Origin of the sequence: Arthrobacter sp. 49Tsu3.1M3 (assembly GCF_900168135.1) — a bacterium.
In the GTDB taxonomy this organism is placed as follows: Bacteria; Actinomycetota; Actinomycetes; order Actinomycetales; family Micrococcaceae; genus Arthrobacter.
This window is the reverse complement of the sequence record NZ_FUZD01000013.1, coordinates 1-17,462: the sequence shown is the minus strand read 5'-3', so window position 1 is coordinate 17,462 and position 17,462 is coordinate 1. Positions and strand designations below refer to the sequence as shown.

General features: G+C 65.0%; 18 protein-coding genes, 1 rRNA gene and 3 pseudogenes. 13 read left to right on the top strand and 9 right to left on the bottom strand.

The features are described 5' to 3' along the window. Positions 1 to 166: 166 nt before the first annotated feature. Complete coding sequence (locus tag B5X90_RS21675) at positions 167 to 538, bottom strand: hypothetical protein (protein WP_256860234.1); 372 nt, start codon at positions 536 to 538, stop codon at positions 167 to 169. A gap of 67 nt (positions 539 to 605) precedes the next feature. Then, a pseudogene (locus tag B5X90_RS21670) lies at positions 606 to 977 on the bottom strand (NAD(P)-binding domain-containing protein); the annotation flags it as partial. A gap of 278 nt (positions 978 to 1,255) precedes the next feature. Here B5X90_RS21670 and B5X90_RS14015 point away from each other — a divergent pair. Then, positions 1,256 to 2,077: a hypothetical protein gene (locus B5X90_RS14015; protein WP_079554041.1), complete on the top strand. Its 822-nt coding sequence runs from the start codon at positions 1,256 to 1,258 to the stop codon at positions 2,075 to 2,077. A gap of 22 nt (positions 2,078 to 2,099) precedes the next feature. On the opposite strand, the gene B5X90_RS14010 is transcribed toward B5X90_RS14015, so the two are convergent. Then, on the bottom strand, positions 2,100 to 3,410 hold the full coding sequence (locus tag B5X90_RS14010; protein ID WP_079554039.1) for a flavin-containing monooxygenase: 1,311 nt from the start codon (positions 3,408 to 3,410) through the stop codon (positions 2,100 to 2,102). A gap of 277 nt (positions 3,411 to 3,687) precedes the next feature. Here B5X90_RS14010 and B5X90_RS14005 point away from each other — a divergent pair. Next, a pseudogene (locus B5X90_RS14005) lies at positions 3,688 to 4,428 on the top strand (esterase/lipase family protein); the annotation flags it as partial. 31 nt (positions 4,429 to 4,459) lie between these two features. On the opposite strand, the pseudogene B5X90_RS14000 reads toward B5X90_RS14005, so the two are convergent. Together B5X90_RS14000 and B5X90_RS13995 are read right to left on the bottom strand one after the other, a co-directional pair. Beyond that, positions 4,460 to 4,908, bottom strand: a pseudogene (locus tag B5X90_RS14000) (alkaline phosphatase D family protein); the annotation flags it as partial. Between the two features lie 20 nt (positions 4,909 to 4,928). Further along, positions 4,929 to 5,408: a hypothetical protein gene (locus B5X90_RS13995; RefSeq protein ID WP_079554037.1), complete on the bottom strand. Its 480-nt coding sequence runs from the start codon at positions 5,406 to 5,408 to the stop codon at positions 4,929 to 4,931. A 225-nt stretch (positions 5,409 to 5,633) separates the two neighbouring features. On the opposite strand from B5X90_RS13995, the gene B5X90_RS13990 reads away from it, so the two are divergent. Together B5X90_RS13990 and B5X90_RS13985 are read left to right on the top strand one after the other, a co-directional pair. Then, positions 5,634 to 6,893 (top strand): S8 family serine peptidase, encoded by a 1,260-nt coding sequence (locus B5X90_RS13990; RefSeq protein WP_079554035.1) that lies wholly within the window; start codon positions 5,634 to 5,636, stop codon positions 6,891 to 6,893. Positions 6,894 to 7,155: 262 nt separating this feature from the next. After that, positions 7,156 to 7,893 (top strand): hypothetical protein, encoded by a 738-nt coding sequence (locus B5X90_RS13985; protein WP_079554033.1) that lies wholly within the window; start codon positions 7,156 to 7,158, stop codon positions 7,891 to 7,893. A 45-nt stretch (positions 7,894 to 7,938) separates the two neighbouring features. On the opposite strand, the gene B5X90_RS13980 is transcribed toward B5X90_RS13985, so the two are convergent. Continuing rightward, a complete protein-coding gene (locus B5X90_RS13980) occupies positions 7,939 to 8,322 on the bottom strand; it encodes a TfoX/Sxy family protein (protein WP_079554031.1) in 384 nt (127 codons plus the stop codon). Positions 8,323 to 8,488: 166 nt separating this feature from the next. On the opposite strand from B5X90_RS13980, the gene B5X90_RS13975 reads away from it, so the two are divergent. The 3 genes from B5X90_RS13975 to B5X90_RS13965 all read left to right on the top strand — a co-directional run bounded on the left by B5X90_RS13975 (position 8,489) and on the right by B5X90_RS13965 (position 10,952). Next, entirely contained in the window at positions 8,489 to 9,331 is an 843-nt protein-coding gene (locus B5X90_RS13975; protein ID WP_079554029.1) for a GIY-YIG nuclease family protein, read from the top strand. Between the two features lie 264 nt (positions 9,332 to 9,595). Beyond that, positions 9,596 to 10,426: a nuclease-related domain-containing protein gene (locus B5X90_RS13970; protein ID WP_079554027.1), complete on the top strand. Its 831-nt coding sequence runs from the start codon at positions 9,596 to 9,598 to the stop codon at positions 10,424 to 10,426. A gap of 322 nt (positions 10,427 to 10,748) precedes the next feature. Further along, on the top strand, positions 10,749 to 10,952 hold the full coding sequence (locus B5X90_RS13965) for a cold-shock protein (RefSeq protein WP_011690916.1): 204 nt from the start codon (positions 10,749 to 10,751) through the stop codon (positions 10,950 to 10,952). A gap of 199 nt (positions 10,953 to 11,151) precedes the next feature. Here B5X90_RS13965 and B5X90_RS13960 read toward each other — a convergent pair whose 3' ends face one another. Together B5X90_RS13960 and B5X90_RS13955 are read right to left on the bottom strand one after the other, a co-directional pair. After that, a complete protein-coding gene (locus tag B5X90_RS13960) occupies positions 11,152 to 11,334 on the bottom strand; it encodes a PspC domain-containing protein (RefSeq protein WP_026266527.1) in 183 nt (60 codons plus the stop codon). Positions 11,335 to 11,420: 86 nt separating this feature from the next. After that, a complete protein-coding gene (locus B5X90_RS13955) occupies positions 11,421 to 13,271 on the bottom strand; it encodes a BTAD domain-containing putative transcriptional regulator (RefSeq protein ID WP_079554024.1) in 1,851 nt (616 codons plus the stop codon). Between the two features lie 330 nt (positions 13,272 to 13,601). On the opposite strand from B5X90_RS13955, the gene B5X90_RS21280 reads away from it, so the two are divergent. From B5X90_RS21280 to B5X90_RS13935, 5 genes are all read left to right on the top strand, one after another. Continuing rightward, complete coding sequence (locus B5X90_RS21280) at positions 13,602 to 13,778, top strand: hypothetical protein (RefSeq protein ID WP_179129150.1); 177 nt, start codon at positions 13,602 to 13,604, stop codon at positions 13,776 to 13,778. Between the two features lie 267 nt (positions 13,779 to 14,045). Beyond that, entirely contained in the window at positions 14,046 to 14,432 is a 387-nt protein-coding gene (locus B5X90_RS13950) for a VOC family protein (RefSeq protein ID WP_079554022.1), read from the top strand. 167 nt (positions 14,433 to 14,599) lie between these two features. Next, the gene (locus tag B5X90_RS13945) at positions 14,600 to 14,941 is read left to right on the top strand and encodes a YciI family protein (RefSeq protein WP_079554019.1); all 342 of its coding nucleotides are present in this window, start codon (positions 14,600 to 14,602) and stop codon (positions 14,939 to 14,941) included. A gap of 253 nt (positions 14,942 to 15,194) precedes the next feature. Continuing rightward, the gene (locus tag B5X90_RS13940) at positions 15,195 to 15,674 is read left to right on the top strand and encodes a hypothetical protein (RefSeq protein WP_079554017.1); all 480 of its coding nucleotides are present in this window, start codon (positions 15,195 to 15,197) and stop codon (positions 15,672 to 15,674) included. 251 nt (positions 15,675 to 15,925) lie between these two features. Continuing rightward, positions 15,926 to 16,393, top strand: coding sequence for a hypothetical protein (locus B5X90_RS13935; protein WP_079554166.1), 468 nt, complete (start codon positions 15,926 to 15,928; stop codon positions 16,391 to 16,393). Positions 16,394 to 16,492: 99 nt separating this feature from the next. Here the strand turns inward: B5X90_RS13935 and B5X90_RS13930 are convergent, their stop codons facing one another. Next, positions 16,493 to 16,798, bottom strand: coding sequence for a DUF1905 domain-containing protein (locus B5X90_RS13930; protein ID WP_079554015.1), 306 nt, complete (start codon positions 16,796 to 16,798; stop codon positions 16,493 to 16,495). 593 nt (positions 16,799 to 17,391) lie between these two features. Here B5X90_RS13930 and B5X90_RS13925 point away from each other — a divergent pair. Further along, positions 17,392 to 17,462, top strand: a 16S ribosomal RNA gene (locus B5X90_RS13925); the annotation flags it as partial.

Genomic DNA, 17,462 nt, shown 5'->3' with positions numbered 1-17,462 from the left:
AATGTTCGGACCCGACGCGGTCGGCGCCGGCACCAGTTTGGTCTGAAACGCCGCAGGCAGAGCTGGGTCATCGGCAAAGCCTCAATAGTCATCCTGTTGGACAGGGCCGGTGCCGTACAGGGCCGCACCAATCTGAACCGGGCACTCATCGCTGCGGAGCGGCGGGCTAGTTCGGAGGTGGACTGAATCTGTAGGCCTCCGCCTTCAGCTTGAGGCGCTGGCCGAACCCGGCCTCCGACAGCGCCAGGCGGTGGGGGAAGTCGTCGCTGAAGGCGAGGACGCCGTCGTTCGCTCCCTGGAAGCGGCCGTGAAGCCGGACGCCGTGGCGGCCCAGGTCCCGCAAATGGATACTGTTGCCGCCATGGTTGGCCGAGACCAGCGGATTGCACATGAAGCGGGCGGCGGGGGAGGGGAGCTGCCCCACCTGGAGTCCGTTGATGCCGTACGCGGGACAGTGCGGCTTGATCTGCAGGATCCAGTAGATGGTGTCCTGGCCGTGGTAGCTGCGGGGCGCTTCCGGACATGCGGAATCGGACAACGGGACCTCGCGGCAGGTCCTCTGTGATCTGGCCGCCAGACTGGCCCGTGCCCACCACCAGCACGGCACTGTCAGGCAGTTGCTGAGGGTCGCGGCAGTCGTGGCTGTGGATCTGGTGCACATGTCCCGGGAGACCGGCGGACGCGGCGGGGATGCTCGGGCGGAGCTGGAAGGCACCGTTCGCCAGGACTATGTTCTCTGCCCTGAACCGCCCGCCGGCGGACTCCACGCTGAAGTGGCCGCCCGCCCTGGCAATCCGTGTGGCCTCCGTGCCCAGCTGTACCGGCGCTGCAATCCGCTGCGCATAGTCGCGGAACCGGTTAATAGCGGCGTCGCGGGGAGGAAAGCATCCGGCTCGGGACCGTCGTATGTCAGCGGCGGAAGCATGAACGAGGAGTTGGGCGTGTTCAGGTAAAACGAGTCCCCTCGGTCCTGCCACGCCCCCGCCCGGCGTGGCGCGCCGTTCCCGTGCATGGTGCTCCACGCCGTACGGGCGAGCCAGTAGCTGGTGGGCCAGCCCCGCCTGCCCGGCCCCGTCACCAATCTTGACTCTCTGCGGAGCCTGGTGGCGGGTGGTTGCGTCGGGGATTTCAGGAAGGGCCTCGTACCGAAGCGGCGGGCTGGTCGACGCTAGCGCCGAAAGTCCGGTTCCCCCGAAGCTCCGTTTCCCCCAAAATTGCGGGACACTGGAAGTCCGGACCACGAAAGCGGGCCACCTTGATTAGTCTCCAGCACGATGCCGACGGCTTCACCCGGCTGACGGCTGACTCCATGGGACTGAGCGGGGCCGGCGGCGCCGGCCATCTCGATCCGCTGCTGTATCCGTGGGACCCGCCCGTGACCTCGGGTGTCATGGACGGCGATGAATTCCGGCCCCTTGAGCCTTCGGCCGGCCTGGATGAAGCCCTCGCGCAAGCCGGCGCGGCACCGCTGGACGCCCGTTCACTGGTGGTCGCCATCGGTTCGAATTCAAGCGCCGACGTGATGCGGCGCAAATTCGCCAACTACCACCAGCCTGTCAGCACTGTCCTGCCGCTGGTCCGGGGGCAGCTGGACAACATCGCCGTCGGCCACTCCGCCCACGTGAGCAGGGCCGGCTACATCGCCGCCGCCCCGTATCCGCTGATGGGGGAGTGCACGGCGGTCTGGCTTTCGTGGCTGGACGATGTCCAGCTGCTGGCCCTCGACGAAACGGAGCCCAATTACCGGCGGATCCAGCTCGACGGCGAAGCCTGCCCGCTCGTGGCGGACCACGGGGAGCGTCCGGAGGAGTTTTCGCTGTTCACCTCGCGCTGGGGCGTGCTGACCGACGGCGACGGCGGGAAGCTTCCCTTCCTCGACCAGCCTGCCCTCTTCGCGCTCCTCGCCGGCAGCGGAACCGGGGACCTCCTGGAGGAGGGGAAGTCCGTGTTCGACGGGCCGCCGGAGCTTGTTGCCGAGCAACTCGCGATGCCCTCGGTCCAGGCCTGGGCCAGGGACTGGTTCAGCTCGGCCGGCCTCGCCGCACCAGTGGACTTCGACGGGCCCTTCGCGGGGTAGCCACCCCTCTGGAACGCCGCCGTCAACGGCCGGCGATGTTCTGCCCAGTGTTCTGCCCAGTGTTCTCCGCGATGTGCTGCGCAATGTACTCGGCATCGCGGCCCACGCCCGCCACGATGGACGAGCCGTGCCCGGTCAGCCACGGCAACCCGACGGCGTACAGGCCCGGGTGTTCGGTGACGCCGCGGTGGTGGCGGGGGTAGTTCCATTCGTCCAGCACCGGGATGTCCAGGATGCTGAAGTCCAGCCGGTAGCCCGTGGCCCAGAGGACCGAGGTGACGTTGGCGGCCTCGAGGTTCAGCCGCGCCGGCTCCGACGGAAGCCAGCCGTCCTGGCGCGGCGGCTCCGGCTCCGGTGCCGACATGCCGGTGGCGGCAATATAGCTGTCGAACATCGGCTTAATCCGCTGGTAGAACGCCGCCTCCACCAGGCCCAGGCGTTCCGGAAGATCATCACTGAAGACCAGGTCGCCGTCGTCGGCTGCTTCCAAATGGCCGTGCAGCCGGACGCCGCGCCGGCCGAGGTCCCGCAGGTGGATGTCGTGGCCGCCGTCGGCGCCGGACACCAGCGGGTTGCAGACGAACCTCGCCGCGGGGGAGGGCAACTGCCCCGCGGTGAGGCCGTTCAATCCGTAGTCGGGGCCGAATTCTGCAAGCTGCATCATCCAATAGAGGAGGTCCTGGCCGCGGTACCGGCGTGGTGCCTCCGGGCACGTGGACACCGCCAGATGGATGTCGCGGCCGGCGGCGAGCAGTTCCTCGGCGATCTGGCCGCCGGACTGGCCGGTGCCAACGATGAGCACGGCGCCCTCGGGCAGTTGGCCCGGGTTGCGGTAGCTGTCGGTGTGAAGTTGCAGGATGTGGCCAGGCAGGTGCGCCGACAGTGCCGGGATTTTCGGCGTCTGGTAGCCGCCGGTGGCGAGCACCACGGTCCGGGCCCGCCAGCTGCCCTGAGTTGTGGCCACGGTGAAGCCGCCGCCCTCCGCGGGCGCGATGCGCGTGACACCCGTGCCCGTCCGGACAGGGGCGCCGATGCTCTCCGCATAGCGCCGGAAATGGCCGATGAGGTCATCCCGCAGCATGAATGCTTCCGGGGCCGGGCCGTCATACGGCATGCCGGGCAGCGCGAGCGAGAAGTTCGGCGTGTTCAGGCAAAACGCGTCCCACCGGTCCTGCCACGCCCCGCCAAGCGTTTCCCGCCGTTCCAGCAACTGATGTTCGACGCCGGCCCGGCTGAGCCAGTAGCTCGTGGCCAGGCCAGCCTGCCCGGCCCCGACGATAAGGGTGTCGACGCTTTGCGGAGCCGCAGGTCGGGCGGCCGTCGGGGTCTCCATGGTCCTTCTCCCGTAGCCAAGGTGCAGGGCTGGCTTTGTTGGCAGGATATGCCCGCAGCGTCGCTACGTACAGGTGCCCGACGACGGCGTGCCTCGCCAAGGGCGGTGTTCGTCAAGGGTGTTCTGGTTCAGTGCGGACCGCTACCTTTTTCCCATGGCCATAGCCATGGGCCGGCAACGGCGCTCTGACCCACTGCAGGAAGTTCTACTCAGAAGGAGTGGGAACGGTCATGAATCGACGAACCAAAATCTTCTTTGGTGTGGTCGTCTTGGTGCTGCCAATGACTGGTCCTGCAAACCAAGCGCTGAGCATCCGTATCCGGTCATCCTGGTGCCTGGAACCTTCGAGAGCATGGACAAGAACTGGTCCACCCTCTCGCCGTACCTCAAGAGCGCCGGGTACTGCGTCTTCGCCCTCAACTACGGCGAAACCAACGGCGTGTATGCCACCGCGCCGGTCGCGGACTCGGCGCAGCAACTCGCCCCGTTCGTGGACAAAGTGCGTTCCGCCACCGGCGCCAAGAAGGTAGATCTGGTGGGCCACAGCCAGGGCGGCATGATGCCCCGCTACTACATGGGCTTTCTCGGCGGTGCCAAGAATGTCCACCAGCTCATCGGGATCGCACCCTCCAACCACGGCACCGAAGGGGTGATCGTCCCGCCGCCGGGCGCCGTCCCGGATCCCAACTACACCGGCGTGGGCTGTGCCGCCTGCGCAGACCAGCAGGCGGGGTCGGCTTTCATGCAGAAGCTCAACTCCTTCGGCGATACGGTTGCGGGACCCGCCTACACCGTCATCTCCACGGTCCACGACGAAGTGGTCATTCCCTACAACAGCCAGTTCCTCAGCGGGCCGGCGCGGCAGGTCACCAACATCACCATCCAGGACAAGTGCGCGGCCGACGCGATCGAACATGACCAGACCCCGAACGACCCCGTGGTGCACCAGATTGCGGCCCACGCACTAAGCCGGTTGTCCGGGCCCGCCGATCCGGCTTACCAGCCCAGCTGCCTCTAGCAGTGAGTGGCGGCGGGCCGGGGGAGTGGCGCTACTGCAGCCCCGGCACCCCGTCCCGAATCTCGAACGACGCCTTCGTGCTCACGGCCGCGCCCGGCGTCGTGACGTAGTCCAGCGTCCGGAAGTCGGCGGTCATGGCGTCCTTCGTGATGCGGGTGTTCACGTAGCCGCGGTTGTCGTTGGTGAACTTCAGGTGCGGGTTCCAGGCCATTACCGGGTCCGTGGTGGAGCCCGAGCCGTTGCCGGTGGACGTGATGGACGTGCACACCAGTTCCGAGCCGACCACGGGCGACGCCGGGTCCTTGTAGTCCACCTTGACGTCGTTGGCCCAGTTGCGGTGCACGTCGCCGGTGAGGACGACGGCGTTGCGAACGTTGGCGTCCACCAAGCCCTGCGTGACGCGGCGTAGAGGTCCCACCCGTCCATGGAGACGTCGTCGATCTCCGGCGCCTGGTTCCGGTCCCGCTCGGTGAAGAAGACCTACTCAGGGGGCACGCAGCCTACCGGTACCAGCCCACCGCGCGGTCGTAGCTACACTCCAGTGCACCCGTTCCGGGGGCAATGCCGCCCCCGGAGGGAAAGTAGATGGCACCGAAGTCCGCACCTTCGGCGTCGATCCGTCCCTGTGCCCAGATCTGGGCGGATTCCAGGTCCTTTTCGGGGATGGATTCCCGGGTGCTGTGGCCGCCGCCAAGGTGAATGTCCAGCTGATACGTCCCCGGTTGGGAGGTCCCGGCGTGATGGGCCGGATCCTTCTCATCGCGCCTGCTGATGAGGACTTGGGCCGAGGCATGGAGGATGGAGGGCTCGCTGGCCAGATTGCCGTGCTCCTGCTGTTTCATCCGCAGGCCCGAGACGACACTTTCCACGGTGTCTTCCTCCGTGACGACGTAGGCGGAACCGTCGGCGTCGGCCTCTGAGCCGCCCACGCTCTTCAGATGCTGTCCGAATTGTTCGGAGCTGGACTGGCTGGAAGTCATGCACCCTCCTCGAGGGTTTTCGCGGCGGGTGCCGACCGTCTCACCCTAAACCCGCGGGGAGCATCCAAACCGGCGATGCGGACTATTTCTCGGGGAGGTTCACATCGAGGGGGCCATAGGACCTCCCGACGACGGCGGAGACGATGACCACGTCCCCGGGAAGCCTGCACGTAATGTGCCGACAGCCCCTATCTACCCGGCGCAGATTGAAGCAAGATACTCCGCATGAAACGAACCGTTATAGCTGGCTTCGCGGCGGTAATCATAGGCTGCGGCACCATCACGTTGGCAGCCCCAAGCAACGCAGCGACCACGAGCAGCGCGGCGACCCAGTCGTCACCCAGTGCCGGGCAGATCATCGTCAAATTCCGCGACAATGGCTCGGCAGCGGGCGTACTGCGCCAGCACGGCCTCGGGGAGGGCCCCGGGGTCGGCAGCACTGGCGCTGAACTCGTCAAGGTACCGGCCGGCCGGGAGCTCCAGCTCGTCGAAGCGCTCAGCCGGAATCCGGCAGTTGAGTACGCCGAGCCGGACGAAACCGTTACCGCCGCTACGGCTGACGAATATTTCCCCCGCCAGTACGCTCTGCAAAACAACGGTCAGGCATTTACCAACACCGCCAACACGCTGTCTGTAGCCGGGGGCATAGCGGACGCTGATGTCGACGCCGTCGAAGCCTGGGGCGTCACGACAGGGAGCGGCATCAAAGTCGCCGTTCTCGATTCCGGGGTCGCCAGCGACAACGTCGACATCACACCGAAGGTTGCTGCACGCGCCAACTTCAGCAATGGGAAAGCCGGTGAGGACAATTACGGGCACGGCACGCACGTGGCCGGCATTGTCGCCGCCACCGCCACCAACACGGATGGCGTCGCCGGTGTGTGTCCGGGATGCACCATCCTGGACGGCAAAGTTCTCAACGACAGCGGGGTCGGCTCGAGCTCGAGCCTTGCGAACGGTATCAATTGGGCCGTGAATAACGGCGCGAAGGTTATCAATATGAGCCTCGGAGTGCGGGCGTCACGCACCCTCGAAACTGCCATCAACAACGCCTGGAGTAAGGGTGTGGTGCTCGTTGCCGCAGCAGGCAACGGCAGTAACCAGACCAAGATCTATCCGGGCGCATACCCCAACGTCATTGCCGTCACCGCTACCGACAACACCGACACCAAGGCATCGTTCTCAACTTACGGAGCCAGCGGGGTGGACGTCGCAGCACCCGGAGTGAATGTCTACTCAACGTTCCCGAACCACACGTTTGTCCTCGGGACGCAGAACAATCGCTCTTTCGGGTACGACGTCGGCAACGGGACTTCGATGTCCTCACCCATCGTCGCTGCAACTGCCGCGCTCGCCTGGAGCTCCCACGCTGGCGCCACGAATACGTCAGTCCGGGCAAACGTCGAGTCAACCGCCGACAAGGTGTCTGGCACGGGCACATACTGGGCACATGGGCGGGTAAACGCAGACAAAGCCGTCCGGTAGGTTTCAGCCCGCCACGTTTCCCAGGTCACCTAAGGACTTGAGCTGCGCTTCAGTTGGCGTTTGAGCGCAGCCTGCTCGGGGGTTCCTTCCGGCAATCCAGGTGCTGCGGTCACAGGGCCACTCGCGCGGCGGTTGGAGCGCCTACATTCGTCAAGGGTGTACTGGTTCCGTGCGCACCGCTACCTTTTTCCCATGGCCACGGGCAAGCAACGGTGCTCTGACCCCCTACAGGAATTTCTACTCAGAGGGAGTGGGAACGGTCATGAATCGGCGAACCAAAATCTTCTTTGGTGTGATCGTCCTGTTGCTGGTTGTTGCCGGGGCGACATTATTTGTCCTCGACAACACAAAAAGGAGTACGGCCGCGGAGTACAACCCGCAGATCAATCCCGCCGATTTCACCACTGAAATCACCAACAAATACTTCGCCCTCCCTGTCGGCAAAAAACTGACGTACGAGGCCACCGAGCAAGGAAAAGTCACCGAGAGGATCGAGATCCAAATCCTGCCGGAGACCAAGACCATAGAGGGCGTGGAGACGGTGGTCTATCTCGACAAGGAGTACAAGAACGGGCAGCTCGTAGAGGAAACCCGGGACTACCTGGCGCAACACAAAAACGGCGACGTCTGGTACTTCGGCGAGGACGTGAACAACTACTTGAATGGAATGTTGGTGAACCACTCCGGCAGCTTTCTCCATGGAAGAGATGGGGCAAAAGCAGGCATCTGGATGAAGGCCGAGCAGCGCGTCGGCGACTCCTACCGGCAGGAATCCTACGTGGGTCACGCGGAAGACATGCGGGACACCGTAGCTACCGGCGAGACCGTCTCCACCAAGTCAGGCACGTACACCGACTGCGTCAAGGTCTACGACTGGACGCCGCTTGAAAAGGACTCCCGGGAGTATAAGTATCACTGCCCCCAGATCGGCGCGCTGGCCCTGACCGAGGACCTGGAAACCGGCAGCCGGTCAGAACTCGTGAATGTTTCCCAGCCCTAGCCTTCTAAGGCCATGCGCGGGTCCTCAAGGGCCGGCGTCGGGCGGCTACTTTTTGGGCCTTGGCTTGGAAACCTTCGGCTCCTTGGGCGGCAGTCCGGCCACATGCTCAAATGCCTTCTCCACCCAAGCCTTCGCCCGCGCCTCATCGCCGTCGCCCTCGGCGTTCCAGATCTCCGGCAGCCCGGTATAGCCGCCCATCGGACGCTCGGGCGGCCCGAATGGAACGGTCCGCTCGGTGCCTTCAAGCAGCTCCTTGTCCGCCTCGGCCAGCTTCACGCCGATGGTGGGGCCGAACAGGCCGGCGAACATGTTCCCGTGCACGAACGCCCCGAGGTTTCCGAACATGGGCTTGACCACCACCTCGGGATGGTCCGGCAGCACCGAGCGGAAGTGCTCCTTGTCGGCGTCGGACGCTTTGGGCATTTCCATGGATATTCCTCCGGTAGTTGACGGTCGGGGACTGGTCCTCCTGCAGGATATGCCCGCAGCCGGGCACGGTACAGGCAATCGGGTAGGGCACGGCGGGTGCGGCTCTCGGCCCGTATGCTGACTCCTGAAGCCCAAAGCTGCAGACGACGGCAAGAGCGAGGTAGGTATGCATGACAGCGAGCCCCGAGGTGATCTCAAACTTGGACACCTCTTTCAGGCCGCCGGGCTAGCGCCAAATGATGTAGTTGTCATTCGCCACACCCTTACTTCTGCGGGGCTGTCCACTCAGGCGGACGCCACAGGACCGAAGCTACTGGCATATACCCGCGAACAGGGGCGCAACAACAAGCTTGGAAAGACCCCTCCGAGGATCTGGCTGAACTTTCTAGCCACTAGTGGCCGCCGCGCTCGGTTTCTCACCGCCTTCGAAAACCACGGCGAATTGGTTGCGGAGCGTACCGACCTCCTCCGCTTCTTCGATCTGCGGCACTCGCCCGTATTCTCGGCACATACGCAGCGCCTGGTTATTGAGTGGACAGCAGACACCGTGAACTGGGCCAAGTCCGGAACGCAGGCCGGTACGATGCCCGTCGTCGAGATTTCCGATCCAAAGACTGAGCCATTCCCCGGATTCGATTCGATCGTTATTAGCTTCGGCGAGCTGCAAGCGATTCTCGAGGATGACCGGTACGGCCAGTGGCGGACAGCCCTCAGTTCCGTGCAGGGTATCTACCTCATCGCAGACACCAAAAGCGGTCAGTTGTATGTGGGTAAAGCCGACGGGGCCGAGCGGTTTCTCGGACGTTGGAACGCGTACGCAAAGAACGGGCACGGTGGCAATATAGCCCTGCGCGCATTGGACACCGTCGACCTCAGCCATCGACATCACTTTCAATTCAGCATCCTGCAAGTCTTCTCGCCCAGTGCGCCCGCAGCGCAGGTAGACGCTGCCGAAGCCCACTTCAAGAACGCACTGCTCACTAGACGGTTCGGCCTCAACCGGAACTAGGAGACACGTTCGAGCGATGATGCTTCCTGGAGACTGTCCGGGATGGCCGGTCCGGGCCTGCCGGGCGGGGGCAGTGGGCGTTTCCCGTCGGATAAGGCTTCCTGCTGTCATGTACAGGTCCCCGCAGGCTTTCCCAAGGAATTCCGCACGGATCCTGCCGGTGGCCGGCGTCCCTGTGAGGATGGTCTGCATGAGCGTTCCGGCACGGCCGGGGGTCATGTCGATGGCCCAAGAGTGGGCCTTCGTTCACACGCATAGGGAGCTATGACATTCGACCGTCCACCACAGGATCATTCGCCAGGGCGGGATCACGTCCTTCAGCCTCCCGGGCTGACTGATCGGATCGCCGGGCAGGCAGTTATCGAGAAGCTTCTGTCCGACCGGGAGGGTGTGCCGCCGCGGTCTTTCCTGAGGCGTGTTTTCGGTGCCGATCCGCTGAGCCCCGACGAATACCCCTGGTACAAGGGCGCCCTCGGAGAGATAGCTGTAGGACGGCTCCTTGAGAGGTTAGGGCCTGAGTGGGCGGTCCTGCATGCCGTGCCGGTGGGTGCCGGTACATCCGACATCGATCACGTTCTGATAGGTCCGGCCGGCGTATTCACACTCAACACCAAGAACCACGCGGGACAATCTGTTTGGGTGGCAGGTCGCACTCTGATGGTGGCCGGCAAGAAACAGCGCCACCTGTACAACGCCAGCTATGAAGCCACCAGGGCAGCGAAACTTCTTACCCGTAAGGTGAACGAGCCCGTGGAGGTCACCGGTGTTGTAGTCGTCGTTGCCCCGAAGAGCCTGACGGTGAGGGAAAGACCCTCAGGTGTCGCTGCGCTCACGGACAGACAGCTCCTACGGTGGCTGAGCGGCCGTCCGAACATACTCACCCCGAGGCAGATAGTGGAGATCACGGCTGCTGCAGTGGAGCCGGGAACTTGGCACAGTAAACCCACTGACATGATGGCCCCGTCATTCCTACGATTTGAATTCGCTAAGCTGCGGACTCTCGTCGACAGTGCGAGACGCCGCCGTGCAGGATGGCTCCTTGCGCTCATCATCGGGGCACCTTTAATTCTGGCTACCTTTTCGGCCTACTTGTGACGACAACACCAGGCTGTGCCAAGCGCACGGCGTTCCGGTTCCCCTGGGTTCAAAGGCCACACGGACATGGGCGACTACTCCAGTCGGTTCCCAGGCTGACGACCCCGACCCCCGCCCCGACCGCGGGCACAACGGGGCCGTGGTAAATGCTGTCCGCAATCTCCTGTACAGTTGATCCTGTTGTTGTGTTTATGCAGTTCGTAGTTCAGGCAGTACGCAAGGTTGCAAGACCTTGTTCTTCTGAAGCAGCGGTTTTGAGCACCCCAAACAGGAGGACCCGAAAGTCGGGACAGTTCCTCCACCTTCACGAAGGACAAAAATAATGGCTACTGGTACCGTCAAATGGTTTAACGCTGAAAAGGGCTTCGGCTTCATTTCCCCCGATGACTCCTCACAGGACGTTTTCGCACACTACTCTGCGATCAACTCCTCCGGCTTCCGCTCCCTCGAAGAGAACCAGAAGGTCTCCTTCGAAACCGAGCAGGGCCCCAAGGGTCCCCAGGCCACCAACATCCAGGCTATCTAATTTCCTTTTAGATACCCGGGACCGGTAGGTTTCGAGCAGGGCCCGTCTTCGGACGGGCCCTGCTTTTGTTTAACCCGCCTGTGCTTTCAAGAGCAGCACGACGACGGCGGGCGCACCGCCGTCGTCCGCCCGCTTTGCCGTCGCGTGCCTGATCCCGGCCGGGGCTCCCCGCGCGGGGTACCGCACTAGGAGTCTGCGGCTAGTCGTCGCGGGGGATGAGGATCCACAACGCGACGTAGACGAACTCACCCACGCCGAACAGGCCGAAGAACATAAACCCGAGCCGGACAAAAGCCCGGGGGACTTCGAAGCGGTCGGCCAAGGCAGCGCACACGCCTGCGAAGATTTTGCCGCGTCTGGGGCGAACCAAGGTTGCTGCCATTTCGCTACCGTAGCACCGGGCGCCCGTCGAGTCAGCAGTGTCTTTCGCCCCTGCCGCCCTGCGCCACAGCGCGCCGCAGCCCGGAGTCAGAGCTGGCCCCGCCGTGCCAGGTAAGTATTGAGCGCCGGGTTGTCGATGTCCTTGGCCAGCCACGGGATGGTCTCCGCGGCGGCAGCATCGCCCAGGACCGCCCGGTGCGAGTGCGCCCGGACCACGAGTTCGCGCAGGGCTCCGCGGCTGGCCATGGTGCCCAGCCGGTCGGCGTAGTCCCCGGCGGCGGGGGAGCCGGCGTCAATCGCGACCTCGGCGGCCGTGTCCAGCAGCCGCGCCCGGTACCAGAGATACCAGGGGGTGGTGTCGAGCCCCCGCTTCAGCCACGATTCGGCCGCGGCCTGATCGTCCAGCGCCATGCTGAGCCTCGCCTTGGCGCCGGCGGCCAGGGTCAGGTAGCAGTGGTCGCCGGCGACGTCGGCCATCACCCACGAGCGGTCGATCAGGGGAGCGGCGTCCTCCAGGCGGCCCGCGGCGAGGAACGTCTCGCCGCGGAGCCCGGCGACAAACGGCTCAAACGCCGTCCAGTGCTCGGCCGCGATCAATTCCTGGGCCCGGTCCAGGCATTCAGCCGCCGGCTCCAGATCACCGCGCAGCAGATGCACCCGGCCGGCCAGAGCCTGGCTGAATGCCAGAAGTCGGCGGCCGCCCGCGGCGGTGGCGAGCCGGCTCGATTCGGCCAAAGCGGCCAGCGCCTCTCCGTAGTGCGCGGTGTCCGAGGCCGCCATGCCCTGGATCGCCAGGATCCTGGAGCGTTCGTCGTCGAACCCGTCCGCCGCCCGGGCCGCCTGCTCCAGCCAGCCGGCCGCACGGTCCGGAATGCCGCGCTGCACGGACAGGTACCCCAGCTCCCGGAACGCGGCCGCCGCCACCCGCGACGCCGGCCGCCCGCGGTTCCGTCCCCCCGACGCCAGCGACTCCGGGTCCAATCCCTCCGACTTCAGCGCCTCTGTTCGTAAAGCTCTGTGCAGGAGATCGGCCACCTCGGCGCCGCGGCCGCCGGTCTGGTGGATCAGTGCCCCGGACAGAGTGACCAGGGATTCGGCGAGCAGGTGATGATCGCCGGTCCGCTGCGCGAGATCAGTGGCGAGGCGTAACTGCTCCACCCCGCGGTCCACCGAGCCTGCCGAGAGCGACGCCTCGGCGGCATCGAGGTAGGACCGCACCGCGGCCGAGCTGGCCGGCAGCCCGGGCTCTGCTGCGGGCGCCGCGTCGGACAGTGCCCGCCGCACCTCCGCGGGCACACCGAGCCCAAGCTCCCGGCGGTACAGCTCGCGGCACTTGTCGGCCTGCTCCCGCGCCCGACGGTAGTCACCCAAGGACACCAGGGCCTTGATCAGCACTGCGTGGCAGTCGGCGTTGAAGGGGTCCAGGTGCAGCGCGCGCGTGGCGAGGTCGACGGCGTCGTCCGCGTTTCCTGCCGCCAGCGCGGCGAGGGATGCCTCGTAGAGCAGCGTCAGGACGGAGTTCTCGAGCCGGTGCCGCTGGTCCTCGAGCCAGGACTCGAACGCCGGGCATTCTTCGAAGGTGAGACCCTCCAGGAGCTCGCCGTCGAAGGTCCGCGGGTCGTCGTCGCCGGCCGGCCGCAGGGCCGCCAGCACATCGCAGTTCCAGCCGGCCGGCAGCACCAGCCGCAACGGGTCGCCGCCCACGGATTCCGCGCCGAGGGTCCGGCGCAGCTCGGAGAGGTTCCAGCGCAGGGCACCGAGCGGGTCCTCGGCGTCGGGAAACAGGAGGGCCGCCGTCCGGGCCCGGCCGGTGCCGCCCGGTTGCAGCGCGAGGTAGGCCAGCACAGCCCAGGCCTTGCGGCCCCGGGGCTGCCGGGGTGCGGTGCCAGCGGACTCGATCCGGGGCGGACCGAGGAGCCGAATCCAAGTCTCGGCCATATGAGTCATGCTACGCCGCCAGCGGGCGCGCGGGAGGGGCCGACGGAGAGCGTGCACCGGGGGAGCGACGGCGCCTGACCGGCGCATGATCGGCGCCTGACCGGAGCCGAGGGGAGCGGGAAGCGGGCCGGAAACCAAAGCGGAAAATGCTCACACGGTGGCTCACACGGTGGGTGCGGAAACTGGACATGTCCCCACAAAAAGGGCCGGAAACCTGAACCCCAGCCGCAAACCTAACCCCGCACCGATCATCCGGGATTCCGGCCCAACAACCTGCTCCATCATCCGCCCCAACAACCAGCTCCATCACTCGCCCGAGGTGCTTCTCACATGGAATTTGCCGCTCTCCTGCTCGCCGGACTCCTGGTCTTCGCAGCCGTCGCCACTATCGTCGCGGTCGTCCGGGACGGCCGGGGCCACACCCCTCCCATCCGGTCCACCCGCCCCTGGATGGCAGGCAACCTGCCCAGCGAACCGTACGCATCCCTGCGGTCCATCCAGGGCTGACTGAATCCCGGCAGCCTCACGCCAGTAACCGCACGGGCCTGCCCCCCACCTCCAGCGAGGCGGGGGTCAGGCCTGACGTCGTGCGGTCACTGTGCGGAGCTCAGCGCTTCGTGGCGGCGTTCTGTGATCGCCGGGTGTCGCTCAAGTGGGCTTGAGGTGGGCTTGCACCGCATGCCATGACGTTCCAGGGACGTAGCTGGCGCTCTTGAAATCTGAGGAGTGCCGGATGTCAGATGGTCTCAAACAACCACACCGGAGGAGGTCGCCATGACGGTCGCTTTCAACCACACCATCGTCTACGCAACGGACAAGCGGCGGTCGGCGAAGTTCCTGGCCAACGTGCTCGGGCTGCCGGAACCCCAACCCATGTGGTCTTTCATGACCGTGCCCCTTGAGCACGGGGTGGCCCTCGATTTCGCCACGGCGGCCCCACCCATCGCCCCGCAGCACTACGCCTTCCTGGTCAGCGAGGAGGACTTCGACGGAATCTTCGCAAGGATCCAGGCCGAGGGCATCCCCTACTGGGCGGACCCCGGACGGTCCCGCCCACAGCAGATCAACCACAACGACGGCGGACGCGGCGTCTACTTCGCGGATCCTGACGGGCATTTCCTTGAGGCGATCACGCGTCCGTACGGATCGGGTGCTGCCTGACGGTCCAGGTACGCCGCAGGCACGGTGACGCAGCAGGAGCCGGCCGTCGGCAGGCGGATCGGGGGCGGACACCGGCCTCCGCGGAACCCGCCAAGACCGGTGCGTGGCACGAGGTCATCGGCGAGGATGAACGCGATCGCCGTAGTGCAAACAAGGAGTCGACGCGAATGACCAAGTATCTGATCTCGTTTCCCAGTGCCGCCATGGTCCTCCCTGACGGAGACCTGCAGGCTGTTTCGGATGCCTCGCACGCGGTCGTCCAGGAGGCGAAGGACGCCGGCGTCTGGGTGTTCGGCGGAGGCATCGATGAGAGCATCCCGCCCGTTATGGTCGACGGCGATGGGACCGTGCGCGAGGGCACCTACCCGCAGACGAGACAGCTCGAAGGCGGCTACTCGGTGCTGGAGCTGCCTTCGTACGAGGCGGCCGTGGAGTGGGCCGCGAAAATCGCGGCTGCCTGCCGTTGCGCGCAGGAGGTGCGCGCTTTCCAGTACGACCCCGCAAGCTAGGTCTACTGCGGGGCGGAGGGTGAGGCTTACACTGACCTCGGCTGGTAGACGCCGGGGGGAGAAATACATGTCAGGACGACATCGTTTTGGGGCAGCAGTGGTGGCTCTCGGCATGGCGCTGGCCGGATGCTCCGGATCCGTGCAGCTGGTTCCGGCCTTCGATTCGCCTACCATGCGTGCGGCACCCTCAACCCCGAGTCCTCAGCCGAGCCCGTCCATCGCCCACGATGGCAGCGTGAAGGGAAACAGCGCGGTGAGCGTAACCGTGGCACCTGACATCTTCGACCAGCAGGGCGAGAGGTACGAGGAAGGACTAGGTGACGGATGGGAAACGTCACCCGGGTTCCTTGTCGAGACCGACGATCAGGACAAGGCGGCCGCGGCGTTGTATGCCGCGGCAGGGCGCTTTATGTCGGTGGATCAGAACGGCAAGGAACTGACCCCGGCCGAAATGACTGGCGACTACCCCCAGTACACGCCAAACTACGTCTCTGACGTCTATCTGACCGAACTGGGCCCCATGATTTGGACTGACACCAAAGGCGAACTCTCTAGAGGCATGGCGGAGACGATGCTGCTCATACTTGAGGCCGAGCTCCGCTCCCAGGGGATCACGGCCCATGTGACTGCTCCACCGGCTGACCTCTCCCTCGACGGCACGCCAATCTGGCGGCCTCCCACCGAGACCGCCCTGCACGCGGCAGCCGACGTGAAGGCGCCGACGAGCGAATAGCGGCGGCGGCAGAACCTCGGGGCACCCCGGCCCGCTCGGACGGGCGGGGAACGCCGGCGTCGTCGGTCAAGTGTCTAGACACCCGCAGTGGCGCGGGAGCATCCTGAACGTGTGCGCGTTTCGGGAGGAGAGCGGCAACGGGGCAGGGAGATCCCGTCCCAGCTGGGAGAACCCCGGGGGATCCGGTGGCAAGCCGGATCCCATTTTCCAGGCGTGCGGACACGATCGGCGAGGGAACCGGGGACCAGGTCATGGACGAAACATCTGATACGCGGCAAAGACTGTCCAACCGCATCGACCAGAAGCAACGGGACCTTCAGTCCTACCTTGGCCGGGAACGGCCCCGCCGCTCCCGGCTGGCCAGCATCGGCATCGTGGGCAGTGCGCTGGCCGCCGCGTTCGCGGCCGGCCCCGCCGCCGGTGGCACGGGGTTCACTGAAGCGGTGGCTAACATCTTCAACCTGCCCGACGACTCGGTGGTGTGGCGCGGGCTGTGCCTGCTGGCGGTGATCTGTTCCATCGCCGCGGCGCTGGCCACGAACTTTGCCACGTCCCGTTCGGTGGCGGACCGTGTAAGCGCGGCCGAGACCGCCAGCGCCCAGCTGGAGGGGCTGCAGGTCGCGCTGAACTTCGGCCACATCGAGATCGACGAGGCCGTCAAGCTCTATCAGCAATACGCCACGCAAGTGGCTTTCGTGGAGGCATCTCCGGCGGGGTGAACTGTTCCTTCAAGCAGCGGCTCCTTCAAGCGGCGGCGCGACGGAGAGCACAAGCGCTCGAGTCGCGCCGCAGTCACCCCTGCAATCCAGTCCCTGCTGTCAGCCCTCGAAAATCAGATCGATTTCCACGTCCACCTCGTCTCCGGCGCGGATGTCGGCTGCAGTTCTGATGGCCTTCTTGACGGGGAGGAGATACGAGTTGGTCCTGCTGTCCGGGAAGAGCGACGTCTGCCACCGCTGCGCGGCGATGCAGGCGCTCACTTTCACCGAACCGAAGCTCTTCCGGAACGGAGCGGCCTGGTCCTTAAGCTCCTCCGTCAGCTCTGGCGGCAAGGTGATGAAGTGCCAGCCGGCTTCCTCGGGGTAGTGCCACAGCTCGGCACGGAACGTGTACGACGTCGTCACGCTCTGAGTATGGCACCGGGAACGAAGCCTCGCGCTGTGCGCGTGTGACCCACTCCATAGAAGCCCGACGCCGGGCGGCTGGCTCTTGGGGGCGGCTGGGGCGGCCGTAATCCGCGTGATTCCGGGGAATATGACGCTACAGGACCCCCTCACGGGGCCGATTTGTGCAGGGTCCTCCCGGCGTGTAAAGTAATTCGAGTCGCCGCCGCTGATGCGGAAAGAAAGCGACCGACCCCCTTCTAAACAGCCTGAAAATGGTTCGCGAATTTGCGTGCTAAATAACGGTGGGGACCTTCTTGGACGAATGTAAATCGCAGAAATGCGAATTTGCAAAGACTTCCAAGATCGGGTAAGTTTGAAAAGTTGCTCCGGAGCGATCCTCGACTGAAATGGTTGTGGTGGTGCCGGGTGTGTCTGTTGTTTGAGAACTCAATAGTGTGCCAAGTTTGTTGATACCAATTTATTGTATTGAATTGGTTGAATTTGCCGGGCCCGCCACCCCGTGGTGTGGTCTGGTGTTTTTGGCTGGTTTCAAATTTTGTGCAGCTGGTTTCTCCCGTTTTCCCGGGGGTGCCGGTTGTGTCTGTTTTACTTCAACGGAGAGTTTGATCCTGGCTCAGGATGAACGCTGGCGGCGTGCTTAACACATGCAAGTCGAACGATG

What these genes read in the sequence shown, in the direction of transcription:
- B5X90_RS13970 (WP_079554027.1), top strand. Translation starts at nt 9,596, where the DNA reads ATGACATTCGACCGTCCACCACAGGATCATTCGCCAGGGCGGGATCAC.
- B5X90_RS13980 (WP_079554031.1), bottom strand. Translation starts at nt 8,322, where the DNA reads ATGGAAATGCCCAAAGCGTCCGACGCCGACAAGGAGCACTTCCGCTCG.
- B5X90_RS13975 (WP_079554029.1), top strand. Translation starts at nt 8,489, where the DNA reads ATGCATGACAGCGAGCCCCGAGGTGATCTCAAACTTGGACACCTCTTT.
- B5X90_RS13955 (WP_079554024.1), bottom strand. Translation starts at nt 13,271, where the DNA reads ATGGCCGAGACTTGGATTCGGCTCCTCGGTCCGCCCCGGATCGAGTCC.
- B5X90_RS14010 (WP_079554039.1), bottom strand. Translation starts at nt 3,410, where the DNA reads ATGGAGACCCCGACGGCCGCCCGACCTGCGGCTCCGCAAAGCGTCGAC.
- B5X90_RS13985 (WP_079554033.1), top strand. Translation starts at nt 7,156, where the DNA reads ATGAATCGGCGAACCAAAATCTTCTTTGGTGTGATCGTCCTGTTGCTG.
- B5X90_RS13945 (WP_079554019.1), top strand. Translation starts at nt 14,600, where the DNA reads ATGACCAAGTATCTGATCTCGTTTCCCAGTGCCGCCATGGTCCTCCCT.
- B5X90_RS13965 (WP_011690916.1), top strand. Translation starts at nt 10,749, where the DNA reads ATGGCTACTGGTACCGTCAAATGGTTTAACGCTGAAAAGGGCTTCGGC.
- B5X90_RS13990 (WP_079554035.1), top strand. Translation starts at nt 5,634, where the DNA reads ATGAAACGAACCGTTATAGCTGGCTTCGCGGCGGTAATCATAGGCTGC.
- B5X90_RS13960 (WP_026266527.1), bottom strand. Translation starts at nt 11,334, where the DNA reads ATGGCAGCAACCTTGGTTCGCCCCAGACGCGGCAAAATCTTCGCAGGC.
- B5X90_RS13935 (WP_079554166.1), top strand. Translation starts at nt 15,926, where the DNA reads ATGGACGAAACATCTGATACGCGGCAAAGACTGTCCAACCGCATCGAC.
- B5X90_RS21280 (WP_179129150.1), top strand. Translation starts at nt 13,602, where the DNA reads ATGGAATTTGCCGCTCTCCTGCTCGCCGGACTCCTGGTCTTCGCAGCC.
- B5X90_RS13950 (WP_079554022.1), top strand. Translation starts at nt 14,046, where the DNA reads ATGACGGTCGCTTTCAACCACACCATCGTCTACGCAACGGACAAGCGG.
- B5X90_RS13995 (WP_079554037.1), bottom strand. Translation starts at nt 5,408, where the DNA reads ATGACTTCCAGCCAGTCCAGCTCCGAACAATTCGGACAGCATCTGAAG.